The sequence below is a fragment of the Pseudoalteromonas sp. SR44-5 genome (genome assembly GCF_014163675.1).
GTDB classification, from domain to species: Bacteria; Pseudomonadota; Gammaproteobacteria; order Enterobacterales; family Alteromonadaceae; genus Pseudoalteromonas; species Pseudoalteromonas rhizosphaerae.
The window spans coordinates 21106-35669 of the sequence record NZ_JACJDT010000008.1 but is presented as its reverse complement, the minus strand read 5'-3'; the positions used below and the strand labels follow the sequence as shown (position 1 = coordinate 35669).

14 protein-coding genes are annotated in these 14564 nt (G+C 39.8%); 9 read left to right on the top strand and 5 right to left on the bottom strand.

Features of this window, described 5'->3' with window-relative positions:
• Positions 1-21 precede the first annotated feature (21 nt).
• Positions 22-492 (top strand): DM13 domain-containing protein, encoded by a 471-nt coding sequence (locus tag H5154_RS06330; RefSeq protein WP_145234199.1) that lies wholly within the window; start codon positions 22-24, stop codon positions 490-492.
• Between the two features lie 98 nt (positions 493-590).
• Here the strand turns inward: H5154_RS06330 and H5154_RS06325 are convergent, their stop codons facing one another.
• The 3 genes from H5154_RS06325 to ahpC all read right to left on the bottom strand — a co-directional run bounded on the left by H5154_RS06325 (position 591) and on the right by ahpC (position 3378).
• Positions 591-995, bottom strand: a complete 405-nt coding sequence (locus H5154_RS06325; protein WP_182717767.1) for a GFA family protein — start codon at positions 993-995, stop codon at positions 591-593.
• Positions 996-1130: 135 nt separating this feature from the next.
• On the bottom strand, positions 1131-2705 hold the full coding sequence (ahpF, locus tag H5154_RS06320) for an alkyl hydroperoxide reductase subunit F (RefSeq protein WP_182717766.1): 1575 nt from the start codon (positions 2703-2705) through the stop codon (positions 1131-1133).
• Between the two features lie 103 nt (positions 2706-2808).
• Complete coding sequence (gene ahpC, locus H5154_RS06315) at positions 2809-3378, bottom strand: alkyl hydroperoxide reductase subunit C (RefSeq protein ID WP_145234205.1); 570 nt, start codon at positions 3376-3378, stop codon at positions 2809-2811.
• Between the two features lie 245 nt (positions 3379-3623).
• Between ahpC and H5154_RS06310 the strand changes: the two genes are divergently transcribed.
• From H5154_RS06310 to H5154_RS06290, 5 genes are all read left to right on the top strand, one after another.
• A complete protein-coding gene (locus H5154_RS06310; protein WP_149980032.1) occupies positions 3624-4043 on the top strand; it encodes a DUF3429 domain-containing protein in 420 nt (139 codons plus the stop codon).
• A gap of 57 nt (positions 4044-4100) precedes the next feature.
• Positions 4101-4472, top strand: a complete 372-nt coding sequence (locus tag H5154_RS06305; protein WP_145234209.1) for a hypothetical protein — start codon at positions 4101-4103, stop codon at positions 4470-4472.
• 8 nt (positions 4473-4480) lie between these two features.
• On the top strand, positions 4481-5284 hold the full coding sequence (locus H5154_RS06300) for a class I SAM-dependent methyltransferase (protein ID WP_182717765.1): 804 nt from the start codon (positions 4481-4483) through the stop codon (positions 5282-5284).
• A gap of 2 nt (positions 5285-5286) precedes the next feature.
• On the top strand, positions 5287-6276 hold the full coding sequence (locus H5154_RS06295; RefSeq protein ID WP_145234213.1) for a Gfo/Idh/MocA family protein: 990 nt from the start codon (positions 5287-5289) through the stop codon (positions 6274-6276).
• Positions 6277-6504: 228 nt separating this feature from the next.
• A complete protein-coding gene (locus tag H5154_RS06290) occupies positions 6505-8166 on the top strand; it encodes a methyl-accepting chemotaxis protein (protein WP_182784241.1) in 1662 nt (553 codons plus the stop codon).
• Between the two features lie 61 nt (positions 8167-8227).
• Here the strand turns inward: H5154_RS06290 and H5154_RS06285 are convergent, their stop codons facing one another.
• Positions 8228-10303, bottom strand: a complete 2076-nt coding sequence (locus H5154_RS06285) for a TonB-dependent receptor (protein WP_179959130.1) — start codon at positions 10301-10303, stop codon at positions 8228-8230.
• A gap of 356 nt (positions 10304-10659) precedes the next feature.
• Between H5154_RS06285 and H5154_RS06275 the strand changes: the two genes are divergently transcribed.
• The 3 genes from H5154_RS06275 to H5154_RS06265 all read left to right on the top strand — a co-directional run bounded on the left by H5154_RS06275 (position 10660) and on the right by H5154_RS06265 (position 13522).
• Positions 10660-10956 carry a hypothetical protein gene (locus H5154_RS06275; protein WP_145234221.1) on the top strand — a complete coding sequence of 99 codons (297 nt, stop codon included), beginning with the start codon at positions 10660-10662 and terminating at the stop codon, positions 10954-10956.
• A complete protein-coding gene (locus H5154_RS06270; protein ID WP_182717762.1) occupies positions 10953-12527 on the top strand; it encodes a PepSY domain-containing protein in 1575 nt (524 codons plus the stop codon). The genes H5154_RS06275 and H5154_RS06270 overlap by 4 nt, the downstream gene beginning before the upstream one ends.
• Before the next feature lie 131 nt (positions 12528-12658).
• The gene (locus H5154_RS06265) at positions 12659-13522 is read left to right on the top strand and encodes a DMT family transporter (RefSeq protein WP_182717761.1); all 864 of its coding nucleotides are present in this window, start codon (positions 12659-12661) and stop codon (positions 13520-13522) included.
• A gap of 72 nt (positions 13523-13594) precedes the next feature.
• On the opposite strand, the gene H5154_RS06260 is transcribed toward H5154_RS06265, so the two are convergent.
• Positions 13595-14458 carry a diguanylate cyclase domain-containing protein gene (locus H5154_RS06260; RefSeq protein WP_145234228.1) on the bottom strand — a complete coding sequence of 288 codons (864 nt, stop codon included), beginning with the start codon at positions 14456-14458 and terminating at the stop codon, positions 13595-13597.
• Positions 14459-14564: the final 106 nt, after the last annotated feature.

The window sequence follows — 14564 nt, the reverse complement described above, 5'->3', positions numbered from 1 at the left end:
TCTCATGGATAAGGTCTTATTATGATGCGTAAATTGTGGCAGGTAGTCGTTTATCTGATGATATTTTGTGTTGGCTTTGTTGCGGGGTTATACACACTGCCAATTTTAACGGCCCCACCATCCCCCAGCAAACTTGAGCTAGCCACACATGCTCAGCAAGCACTTTATAGTGGTGAATTCAAAGCTGACCTCGCAGGCTCCGATGCTTTGCATTATGGTAACGGCCAAGTCAGATTAACCAATGCAATGATCTCTTTTGATGGCACCTTGAGCCCAGGCCCAGATTACCAACTTTATTTAGCTAATCGCTTTATTGATAATGAAGCCGATTTTTTAGCCTATAAAGGCACAATGACAAGGGTTGCAAGCATAAATACATTCGATGGTTTTATAATTAAGGTGCCAGCCGATATTAATATTGCACGCTTTAACACTGTTATTGTGTGGTGTGAGAGTTTTGAACAATTTATAACCGCGGCTCAGTACCAATGAACAAGTACTGGGAAACAACTGCTTTAAAAGCAACAGAGAGTTGCGGCACAGACTATTTACCAGTTTACTTATTATAAAAACACTATCAGCCAACGAACTTAGCGGGTCGGTTCAAAACCATCATAGTGTGGGATATCAGCATTTATTTGCTCCCAATTCGCTTTTGAGCTGACAAAATTATGACTAATTGGCCGCTCTGTAATATCACTATCGAGTATACCCAGACGCAACCTTAGTCTGCTTATATCATCAAGGTTTTCACTGTAAATTGGGCTACCGCATGCACTACAAAAATAGCGGATACGCCCTGGTTTAAATTCAAAGCTGCTTAACCACTCATTGCCTTTGGTTACTTTAAAGTCAACACGAGAGATAAATCCATTGGTTGCAAATGCAGTGCCACTGGCTTTACGACACAACGAGCAGTGGCAATGAATAATGCTCTGGATCGGGCCATCAATTTGCACTGTGACCTTGTTACACAAACAACTTCCTTGATACATGCTAAAACTCTTTAAAAAAATAAGCCTAAATACTAGCACAATTTTTTATCCAAAAAAGCCGCCTTTGGAGAGGGCGGCTTGGGTGAACAAACAGCTATGGGTGGGAGCTGTTATATCAAGAGACTATAATTTGATTTATGCTACGCGTTGCTCTTCACTAGGTGTTTGACGAATTAAGTAATCAAATGCCCCTAGGCTTGCTGTTGCACCACTGCCCATCGCAATGATGATTTGCTTAAATGGTGTGGTCGTTGCATCTCCCGCAGCATATACTCCCGCTAAAGATGTCGCTCCTTTTGCATCTATTATTATTTCGCCAAACTGACTGAGTTCAACATTACTGTCTTTTAACCATTCAGTGTTAGGTATTAAGCCAATTTGCACAAATATACCGGCTAAGTTTAACTGTTTGTTCTCACCTGAGGTGCGGTCAGTATAGCTTAAGCCCGTCACTTTTTTACCATCACCGAGTACTTCTGTAGTCTGGGCATTCTTAATAATGGTGATATTCTCTAAGCTATTGGCTTTACGAATAAGGACGTCATCGGCGCGTAACGTATCTGCAAATTCAAGTACCGTAACGTGCTCAACAATATTAGCTAAATCAATTGCCGCTTCTATACCCGAATTACCACCACCAATAACGGCAACAGGTTTGCCTTTAAATAACGGTCCATCACAATGTGGACAATACGCTACACCATGACCACGGTATTGTTGTTCACCAGCTACGTTCATTTCACGCCAGCGAGCGCCCGTTGCCAGTACTAACGATTTAGTACTGAGCACAGCTCCGTTTTCAAGCGTGATTTCATAACCATTTTTATAACTAAGAGCGACGGCTCGTTGATTATGCATGACATCTACATCGTACTCTTTAACATGCTCTTCAAGCTGAGCTACGAGCTTAGGCCCCTCGGTTGCTTTAATAGATATAAAATTTTCGATTGCTAGCGTATCAGCTACTTGTCCACCAAACCGGTCAGCAACAATGCCCGTATTTAAGCCCTTACGTGCTGAATAAATTGCTGCAGATGCACCAGCAGGACCACCACCTACGACAAGCACATCAAATTGTGATTTTTCATTGAGAGAAGCGGCTTGGCGCTCTGCCCCTTTACTATCAACTTTATTTAAAATATCAGTTAAGCTCATCGCACCTTGGCTAAAGGGCTGGCCATTTAAGTACACCGCGGGTACTGCAAGTATATTTCGCTGCTCTACTTCATCTTGAAATAATGCCCCATCAATCATAGTTGCTTTGATGTTGCTATTATTAGCAGCCATTAAATTAAGCGCTTGTACGACTTGCGGGCATGTTTGGCAACTTAATGAAATATACACTTCAAACTCAAGTGGCTGAGTCAGTGACTTGATTTGGTCAAGATCTGCAGCCGACGCCTTACTCGGATGCCCGCCCGTATGTAACAACGCTAATACCAAACTGGTAAACTCATGCCCCATCGGCACACCAGCAAAGGTAATTTGGCTATCTCGAATAGGTGAAGATACCGTTATTGATGGACGGCGTACGCCACTATCTGGATTATCTCGCACCAAAAATTTGTCGCTCAACGACGCAATATCGTTGGCTAAATTGTCAATTTCTATTGATTTTTTGCTGTCATCCAAGGCGATAAGTAGCTCAACAGGATCAGCAATAGCTGCAAAGTGACTTTTTAATTGATTTTTAATGTTGGTATCTAACATGACTTACCCTTGTTTTAGCAAAAATGCCCATCATCACGCTAATGTGCTTAATAAAATTGTGATGATGAGCCGTCAAGCATATTAATGCTTTGTAATAGTAGATTTAAATTTTGCCAACTAAATCAAGCGATGGTGCTAATGTTTCTTCACCTGGCTGCCAAGAAGCCGGACATACTTCACCATCATGAGTCGCAATGTATTGTGCCGCTTGTACTTTACGTACTAGTTCTTTGGCACTACGGCCAATACCTAAATCATGTGTTTCAATGATTTTGATTTCGCCCTCAGGGTTCATTACAAACGTACCGCGAAGTGCTAGGCCTTCGTCTTCGATCATTACACCAAAGTTACGTGTAATACGTCCTGTTGGGTCACCGATCATAGGGTAAGTAATTTTACCAATAGTGTCTGATGTATCGTGCCATGCTTTGTGAGTAAAGTGAGTATCAGTCGATACGGAGTAAACCTCTACACCCATTTCTTGTAATTGCGCGTAGTGATCTGCAACATCACCCAGTTCCGTAGGACATACAAAGGTAAAATCAGCTGGGTAGAAAAAGAAAATAGACCACTTACCTAAAACATCTTGTTCTGATAGTTCAACAAAATCACCATTGTGGTAAGCCGTTGCATTGAAAGGTTGTAATTTAGTGTTAATTAATGAAGTGCTCATAGTATTCCTCATTTGTTTATTTAAAGTGTAAACAACGCAGGTTGCTGCGTTGGCTTGAGTAATACAATAAGGTGTAAATAAAAATTAATAAAATTGATTGTTTAGATTAATTCAATCGATTTTATTGACTGAAGCGGTCATTGTCATCTGGACAGATAGGGCTAAAGCTTTTTTTGCGTCTAATGTTACAATGCTCACTGAAAAATATCGCGAATACGTATTTTTAGTTAATTTTGGGGTAAGCCATGAATAAATTCATCAATCATATCCAGTTAGGCTATTTAGGCTTATTGCCCTTTTTAGCGTGTGTCGGTTGGCCGTTATTAGTCGGTAGTAATAACTTTAATATGCAGTTTTTTACTTTTTATAGTATTGCAATTTTGGCTTTTATGAGTGGTAACTTATGGCACGCTGGACAACAGAGTTATCGAGATGCGATTAAGGCTATACTACCGATTTTACCGCTTGGCTTTTTAGCTTTTTTACCACAACACATAACCTTGGCTTGGTTAGCGGTTAGTTTTTGGCTGGTATTACTATTTGAAAAAACCAGCCCGCAATGGCAAAGCTACCATGCTGATTATCAAAAAATGCGCTTTGTATTAACCTCAGTGGTGTTTGTTTGCCATATATTAGTAATAGGCATTAGTTTATACCCTAACTAGCTCGCCCTTTAAAACGGATTAATGTACCATCCGTGCACTGCTTTTTGAGGAACTAAAATGATAGACCAATTGCGCCAACAGCTTGATCAACTCGGTGAAAACTATGTTGAGAAAAGCGCTCATTTCAAAATTAAAGTGATCCCTTTTTTTTGTGCTATTCAAATCAAGAAAGATCATAAGAGTGAAGGCCGATTATCGTTTTATTCTAATCAATGGCTTGAAATTGCACTCGTGGTACTCTTTTTACTGTTTGGCTTAATGCTCTTCGATCCTGACGCAGGCTTTACTCATGGCCCTATTCATATTGCGTTTGCAGTATTAATCACGTTTAATTTAATTATCAAACAAATCGCGATTGAAGGACTAAAGACTCGCTTAGCGTTTTTACGTTTAATTGATCATGATGCTAAAAACACACCACTAGAATAATTGAATTAATGTATTTAAATCCTAATTGGCGGATCCTTACCGTTGGCGATGGCGACTTATCGTTTTCTCATGCTTTATCTACTGATCTAAAGCCGGCCAAGTTAGTTGCTTCTACCTATGATAGTGCAGCCACGATCACCTCCAAATATGCTGATAACGCACTAAATGCACTGCAAGATCATCACATTACGGTACTTGATAGTTTTGATGTGACTGACCCACAAGCCTGGCAACGCTTAAATGGCGAGCTATTTGATGTGGTGATTTTTCAATTTCCGCTTATTCCTGCTTTTGTCGGGGAGAGTGCTTATCGTGAAAACACCCAAACAACCAGTATGAACACCCTCAACCGGGCTTTGCTACACCAATATATTAAATATGCCACCAGCTATGCTCTTGATAACAATGGCCCAATGTTGTGCTACATCACCTCAAAAGATGTTAAACCATATCGTGAGTGGAATATTGAAGGCAGCTTAAATTATGGCTTAGCATCACGCTATATCGGCCAAATGCCATTTGATATCAGTCCTTTCCCTGGCTATAAAATCCGTAATGTTGATCGTGACAAACACGTAAAAGACACCAGTGGCACCACTTATGTATTCAGCCCCAAAGAAACGACTGAACTCCATAATCGATTAACTATACCAAGCTACTTAGCAGTTGATAGCTGTTCGCTGTGCCGAGTAGGTCCATTTCAAGCCAGTGAAGATAAACAAAAACACCTATTAGCTAAAAAGCACCAACAAATGTTAGGCTTTGAGGCAGACTGGCAAGCTTGGCTTGCACAATTCAACAATCAGGAGTGACCATGAATTTTGTGATAGTCGGCACTAATTTTATTAGCGATACTTTACTTGCAGCGGCTAAAACAGTCAGTGAGTTTTCATTATATGGCGTATGTTCGCGAGCCGAACAAAGCGGTCATGCATTTTTAGCTAAGCACGCTATAAAAAATGCAAAAGTATTTACGACTATTGAGCAAGTATGCAGCGACGACAGTGTAGACGCTGTATATATAGCAGCCCCCAATAGTTTGCATAAAAGCTATGCTGTGGCCTGTTTAAATGCAGGAAAACACGTGTTAGGTGAAAAACCTGCAGCAGCAAATAGCCAAGAATTAGCCGCGATAGTGGACGCAGCAAAACAAAATAATCGCCTTTATATGGAAGCGATGATGACCACTCACTTGCCTAACTTTGCCGTTTTACAACAAGCCATTGCCAAAATTGGGACGCCACGTAAATACATAGGTCAGTATAGTCAATATTCATCACGCTATGATAAATACAAAAATGGTGAGCGCCCTAACACCTTTTTGCCAGCATTCGCTAATGGTGCGCTCGTCGATTTAGGGGTTTATCCGCTATATATCTTGATTGCACTTTGGGGTGCACCAAACACGGTAAAAGCCAGTGGAGTATTACTTGAAACAGGGGTAGATGGTGCTGGTGATGTATTACTAAATTATAGTGATAAGCAAGCAGTGATCAGTTATTCAAAAATATCTCAAGGTGATAATTTTACAGAAATCCAAGGTGAGCTGGGCCGTATCAGAATTGAAGCCGTTTCGTTATTAAAACAGATACAATTTATTGCTAATGATGGCAGTGTTGAAGAATTATCACAGCCATTTGATGAACACTTTATGCGCCACGAAGTTGCCCATTTCATTACAATTGCCAACGCAGGACAACTCGAATCACCTATCAATACCCATCAACTAAGTATCAATGTGATGGCTGTACTTGATAAAGCAAGACAGCAACTTGGTGTTATTTATCCAGCCGACCGACTATAAGCTACAAAATATTATTCACGCAAAACAACGCCTCAATGCTTTGAGGCTTGTCAATGTTGTTGTCACTTTTATCATACTCTTGCAATCTGCTCACTAATTTAATGCGTATCCAAATCTTCCTAGTTTGCAAATAAAATTCATGAATTCTTTAGTTAATTGAAATTATATTCTATAGTTATTTAGCATTATTATTAAATCGCATCAGAGGCAATTTTGACAATAAGATTAATGCTAAGAACTGTTTTTGCTCTAGCAATCACAATTGCAGCAGGGCTACTCATTATCATATTACTGTTAAAAACAGGATTATCTGATAGTCAACAATCAGCTCAGCAACGCTATCAGCTAAGTCATTTTGCTAAGCTGTCGGCCTCCAACTCTATCGAGCTAACAGAACTCGCCCGACAATATGTTGTCACCCTACAACCTAGCTATAAAAAACAATACTATGAACTTGTAAATCAAATTGAAGGAACTGAACCCTGGTTAGACGGTCGTAAAAAATCTTATATTGATCGCTTAAAAGAATTTAATGTAAATGAACAAGAACTTGCTTTGCTAAATAAATCTAACTCGCTCTCTTTGCAGTTAGTCAACACTGAAGAACAAGCTTTTCAATTGGTAAGTAGTTTTGCTGGGCAATCACCATCATTATTAAATACGAGCGAATCAAAACAGTGGGTACAGGCAATAGGACTGCTAACCGATAAGGGATATATGGATGAAGTAGCTAAAATACAGACACCGGTGCAAGAATTTTTAGCTGCGGTAGAAAACAGCAGCTTGCAAGAAGTAATGAATAATAACAATCGTGTTGCTAATTTAAGCCTTATTAGTATTGTGATGGTATTAGTTATAATCACTATTTTAATTTTATGCTACTTACAGCTTGAGAAGCGCGTAATAAAGACAACCACGCTATTAGTCAATGAAGCACAACGAATCGCCAATGGTGATTTAACGCATAAAATTGCTCACTCCGGTAACGATGAAATTGCAGAGTTATCAGCCAGTTTTAATATTATGATCGATAAACTATCTACCTTACTGTCAGAAATTAACTCGCAATCCCAACAAGCCCAAATTGCTGCAAACGAGCTAGATTCTATTGCACAGCAGGCAAGACAGCTTAATGACGAGCAGAGTCAAGCAATTGAGGTGATCTCAAGTTCAGTATATGAAAACTCCACCGCCGTCAAAGAAGTATCAAAAAACTGCTCTGAAGCGGCTCAAAACGCAGGAGATGCAGATGCTAAAACACAAGCAGGGATCGATGTCGTTAATCAGAGTATTCATTCTGTCGAATCGGTTGCTGAAATATTAACCGAGTCAATTAATGATTTAAATGATCTCGAATCTTCAGTTAACGAAGTAGCGGTGATCTTAAATGTGATCAGCAATATTGCTGAACAAACTAATCTATTAGCACTTAATGCTGCAATTGAGGCCGCACGAGCTGGCGAACAAGGTCGAGGTTTTGCCGTCGTTGCCGACGAGGTAAGGACATTAGCGAGCAGAACACAAAGCTCAACAGTTGAGATACAACAAAAAATCAATAGCTTACAGTCTGCAAGTAACGCTGTAACCGAACGGATCCGTAGCAGTGATACGCGGGTTAAAGACGCAGTATCAAACTCAGAAAAAGTGGGCTCAATGCTCAAAGAAATAAGCACCCAAGTGCGCTTAATTTCAGATGCAAACCGAACCATTGCAGCTGCATCCGAGCAACAAGCACAAGTAACCGAAGATATAGCTGAACGCTTAACTGGTATTCAAGATGCCAGTATGCAGTCGAAGTCGCAAACCGCACAAATTTCGTCTTCGTCTAGTGAACTCGCGCAAGTTGCGATTAATTTAAATACACAAATAAATAAGTTTAAATTAAGTTAACGGATCTCTGGATTAAAAACCTCAGGCTTTTATACAGCAACAGCCTAAGGTTTTAGAGTAGCTAAAAACGATAAGTAACTGAAGCACCTAATGTTTGTGGGCTAACAACAGAGACATAACCAGTTGGATACCTGCCACTTACAGGCTCTACACTGGTATAACCTTGTTCATCAAAGGCATTATTAATATAAGCGCTAATTAACCAATTCATTGTGTCATAGCTTATTGTAGCGCGAGTAATAGTGTAATCACCTGCCATGCGCTCTTCACTGTTAGTAAGATCACCGTAATACTCATCGACATAATTTGCACTGACATTGATTTTAAGGTTGTCAGTAAACCAATGAGACAGACCTAAACTGGCTGTAAATGAAGGGGCTGAATTAAGTTCGTTACCAACCGCTTCAGAATACGTTGTAGATGCGTCAATTTTTGTTTTTAACAATCCTAGACCAGCATGTAACTGCCATTGCTCACCTAACATACTGTAAGCCTCAAGCTCTAAACCATAACTATGAGCGTCATCGATATTAGTAATTCTACGATCTGAACTTAATGCCTGATAACCGTCAAAGTTATTGTAAAAGACATTTGCACTGATATTAATGTCGCCGTTATTTAATACACTACGTGTGCCTACCTCATAGGTATTAACAGTTTCTTCATCATAGTAATAATAATCTTCAGCATTAAAGTCGAGTGCACCACCGCCGGAATTATAACCACGCCGCGCACTGGCTGATAAAGTAGTTGCCTCGGTAACTTTGTATTGAATAGCTAAGGTAGGTAATTTAATAGTATTAGAATCATCTAGCTGTTCAGCTAAGGTATCGCCTCTAAATGCCATGTTAAAGTTACGAAGTTGACTTTCATGTTCAACCCGCAAGCCACCTGTTACTATTAACTTATCTGTTAGGTTGAAGCTTGCCTCTGAGTAAATAGCTATCGAATCACTGCTATCATCACCAAAATAATCTGTTGCTCCAGTACTGTCGAAATCTTGATCTCGATCGAAATAAGCTAAGCCAATAAAACCTGAGTAAAAATCACTACTAAGACCGAAGTTTAATTTACCATCAATGGTAATATTTTTTTCATCCATAGTAACATCAGATTCTGCTGTTGCTAGCGGCTCATAAGCATCAAACGCCCAATGATAATCCATATATGCCACCAGCAGATCCACAGAGAAGTTCTCATCAATCTTATATTCAAAATCGATTTGTGTTGTATCTGAATCTGTATCCATTATACGTTGAAACAGTGGTATATAATCAGATGGGTTGTCACCTTCATAATAATGACGACCAGAATTTCCTTTTTCACTGTAGTTTGAATAACTTAGTTGAATTGATAGATCATCAAATGGAGTATAAAGTAATTTTGCTCGGGTGCTTGAGGTGTTTAATTTATTTAGATCGCGATCTGTCGGATTTGTTTCATAGACAGTTGGGTTACTGTAAGTTTCACCATCAACATATTGAGTCGATAACCTAAAAGCAAGTACATCTTCAACTAATGCACCGGAAACAACGGCTGCGGTGTCAAGGTAGCTATCTTGATTGCGGTAACCGACTCGCACTGCGCCTTCAAAGTCTTGAGTCGGTGCTTTGGTTGTCATATAAACAGCGCCAGCAATGCTATTACGACCATTACTTGTTGATTGTGGACCTCGATACACTGCTATTTGCTCCATATCCCACAAACCAGTATCACCGGTTAAATCAGCGACAAACGGCTGACTTACACCGTCAACTAACGTTGATACTCGCGCTTTAGAGCCACCACTAAACGAATTAAACCCTGTTGCTCCACCGTTACCTGACACACCACGCATATCAGGAACTGACCCCGTTAACACCACTACATTCGCCATTTCTGCAAGCGCTTCTGAAACAGATGCTAGCTGACCATTTTCTAATAACGACTTATCGACGACCGCAACTGAGGTAATAGTGTCTTTAAGTGATTTTGCTATTTTTTCACCCGTAACAACGATAGTATCGATTGATTCGCGATTACCCTCATCATCTGCTAATACCTGAGCTTGAGTAAATAACAGCGCGCTGGCAATAAGCAGTGAAAGCTTATTGCGTTTAAATAAAGCAGCCAAAATAATTTCCTTTTTTTGAGACATTTTAAATTGCGCGAAAAAATACCATATCAACTACAGTATTGCAATTGAGTTTACTTATCATTTAGAATGGCATTAAAAATAAACTATTATTGCTCTTATGTCTCAATTTACCGTTATTGTTATCTTACTCATTGCTATAACTGTGCTCTACTGCAGTAATCGCCATCAAAGATTACTTACTAAACCTATTTCTAAACACTGGCGTACACTTGCGCTAATGCTGTTTATAACTGCAATTATCATTTCTTTTTCTACACTGTCTAAATTAGCAGCAAGCTTCTTTATTATTTTAATACTGATGCTCGCTTTAATGGTCATGCCATTTGCAAGCTTAATTAAAGTGAAAGGGCTAAGAAATGACATCTGAGCAAAGACAAAAAATTCAACCAACTTGGCTTGGTAAAAGTTTAGCTGGTGTATTGCTGGGTTTAGCGCTGGCTTATATTCTGATTGCTTTTTTTGCTTGGTACGGCCCAGGCGGAATTGATGCCCAAGACAAGGTTCAATTTAATATGTGGATGATCCCGATTTTATGGCTCACGCTCTTTAGTTTTACTTATTTATTTAATTCAGCGAGGCAAGCTTGGCTCATACTCGGTGGAGCAAATGTTATTTTGTATAGTTTATTTTTGCTGTTAAGGGGTGGATTATGAAAGTAAGAGCCGATATTTTACGCACCTACCAAGGTGTGCATACATGGACGGGGATCATTGCAGGTTTAGTACTTTTCATCGGCTTTTATGCTGGTAGTTTGACCATGTTTAAACATGAAATCCAACAATGGGCAGAGCCAACTACTGCACCACTTACCGATCCCACTACTACAAACTATCAAAGCTTAGTCGACAAAGCCATCACTGTTTATCCTGAGCAAATGGCAAAAGGTTTTGAACTCGACCTTTTAACAACAGCTGCGCCACTGTCGTGGTATACACAAGGTCAAGCTCGTGGCATGCACCTAGATAATCAACAGCAAACAGCATATCTTGATGAAGATCAAAAGCTGATAATTGCTGATCAAGCAGAACATAAACTTGCTGATTTAATCGATTACCTACACCGTACCGCAGGCTTTATTGGTGAAATTGGCCACGACCAATCTGGCGTTTACATTCTTGGTATTGCTGCAGGACTGTATTTTTTAGCCTTGGTGTCCGGTGTAATTATCCTTTTACCAACACTGGTAAAAACATTTTTTGCGCTGCGAAAAGAAAAAGGCCCGAGTCGCTTTTGGTTAGATAGCCATAACCTTATTGGCGTTGCGAGTTTGCCCTTTCATTTGATCATTGCGTTTACTGTTATTGTATTTGCTTTTCACGACTTAATTTATGATGGTTTGGCCCAGTTTTATGGTGACAAACCACTATTTGAGCGTCCCCCAACCGCAACACACGCTTATAACATCAGCGAACTGAAACGTATTGATACACAAATACTAGCGGCTAAGGGCTATGCTACAGGCTATGAGCCAATACATATTAGCTACAGTCGATTGAATTTAGCGTCCCCTTCCGCTGTATTTAAAATGAGTAATGATTCTGCAGTGGTACGTGGACCTGATACGGATTATTTATTTATGAACCCGTATACTTTAGAGATCAACGGATCAACTTACCCACAGGGTGAAGAAAGCTTCTGGGGCAATTTTGTCGCGAGTATCTTTTCACTGCATTTTGGAACATATGGCGGTGAGTGGGGTCGCTGGGCTTACTTTATAATGGGACTATTCGGCGCATTGCTTTTTTATTCAGGCAACTTATTATGGATAGACAAACGAATGAAAAAAGATGCAAATAAAACCGGCACACATATTATGGCAAAGTTAACGATTGGCGTGTGTTTAGGATCCATGCTCGCTGTTGTTGCAGTATTATTGTTAGCAAAATGGAGTAACATACTGATAAATAACATTAATCACCATTATATGCAGTGTTATTATGTTGTTTTTTTTATTTCCTTAGCCTACTGCTTTACACTAGGCGCTAACAAAGCAAGCTATACTGGCTTAATAACATTATCGATTTTAACCGTATGTTTACCCATCTCGAGTGTTATTCAAGGCCTGAATAATTTAGCTCTGCTCCCCTATTACGAAAGCTATTCTGTTGATTTTATAGCCACACTTTTCTCAGTTATGTTTTTCTTTATCGCTAAACGCTTAAAGCAAAAACCCATTAAAGATAAAGTAATTCTGGATCACAAAACAATAGAGTTCATAAGGTAAATAAAGGCTCACGCATTGTTTAATACGTGAGCCTGCATCACTTAATGGCTGCTATTTATCGCAAATATATTAAATTGTTACATTAATCTGTACACTCTGCAGATAATTTCCTTTTTCATTTTTTATACGTTATGTCTCGAGTTATTTCTCCTTTTTTCATTGCTGTTATATGTGTATTACTTGCCATGGTGACTATTCAGTCAGGCGCTTCAATTGCTAAGCAACTATTTCCATTAATTGGCCCTGAAGGGACAACCGCACTTCGTTTAGGTTTTTCAGCAACGATATTGTGCTTAGTGTTTAAACCTTGGCGCGCCTTTCCGCCACTGGGTCAACGCATGCCAATTATTGTTTATGGCTTATGCTTAGGCGGTATGAACATTTTTTTTTACTACGCCATTGCGCGTATTCCATTGGGGATTGCGGTCGCCCTTGAATTTACCGGCCCGTTAGCGGTAGCGCTGCTATCATCGCGACGTAAGCGAGATTTATTTTGGGTCGCCTGTGCTATATCGGGGATCGTAATGTTGCTCCCGGATATGAAAGGTGAAGAAAGTCTCGATCTACTGGGCGTGATTCTGGCACTGGGTGCTGGTGCATGTTGGGCTGGCTATATCTTATTTGGCAAAAAAACGGGGAATCAAAGCTCTGGCGGGATGACTGTTGCCCTTGGTATGAGTGTCGCGGCGCTTATATTAGTGCCTTATGGTGCTATTTCTCAAGGTGGTGCACTACTAAGCTGGGAAGTGATCCCTTTAGGTTTATTGGTTGCTATTATGTCAAGTGCCCTACCTTATACGCTGGAAATGGTTGCACTGCGTAATATGCCTGCACAAGGGTTTAGTATTATGATGAGCTTAGAGCCCGCTATTGCGGCACTTGCTGGCTTTATAATTTTAGGCGAGTTATTAACTCTTTGGCAATGGTTAGCCATTCTTTTGGTGATAGTTGCATCGGTTGGCAGTTCAATGTCTACAAGTAAAGACAGCAACTAACAAACCAAAAAAGACGTAAAAATATTAGTTATAAAGCTAAATGTTGATTTTGATCAAAGGGGAGTAACGTGTTTAGACAATACGATTACCCCCTGCATTTTTTGCAACATACATTGCTTGATCTGCATGTTGAATAAGTTGTTGTTCATTCTCGCCCATTTCAGGATAACTGGCGATACCGATACTGACTGAAAGCTGTAATGAATGTTCATCTATCACAAAAGCTTGTTCGCACTCTTTGCGGATTTTTTCAGCTGTTTTATGTACGTCTGAGCGTAAGCTAATCCCATGAAGTAAGACTAAAAATTCGTCGCCACCTAAACGCCCAACAGTATCAGATCCTCGAATACACCCTTGCAGCCGAGCAGCAATGGCTTGTAATAATCGATCACCACATTGATGCCCATATGAATCATTAACTTCTTTAAAACCATCAAAATCTATAAATAGTAGCGATAATTCAACTTGCTGTCGGTCAGCTTTCGTTAATGTTGATTGAATTCGGTCAAGTAACAGCATGCGATTGGGCAACCCAGTTAACTGATCATGTCCCACCATATGTTGTAATTGCTTTTCAAATTTTTTGCGCTCGGTGATATCATGAGCAACAGCAATTCTGAACTGATGTGAATCAGACCAGCGGACAGACCATAATATATGCACCACTCGCCCGTCTTTTCTCACCCAACGATTTTCAAAGCGCGGTTTAGAGCCCCCAGATAATAACGTATTTACTGCGTCAAGCGTGATCTCAATATCTTCTTTATAAACAAAGTCGAGCATTGGTTTACCAATTACTTCGCAAGGCTCATAACCAAAAATATCTTTAAAAGCCGCGCTCACAAAAACAAATACGCCTTGCTTGTCAACCACGCAAACAGCGTCAAGCATCAGTTCAAGTACATCCGAGAGACAAATCACACCACTATTTTTCATTCAACTCCATGCCTCAAACAGTAAAAATACAGACTTTATTATTTATTTACAGTACCCATCAGTTAAGTAATCAATCATTACCCAATAGTGTATAACGTATCTTAGA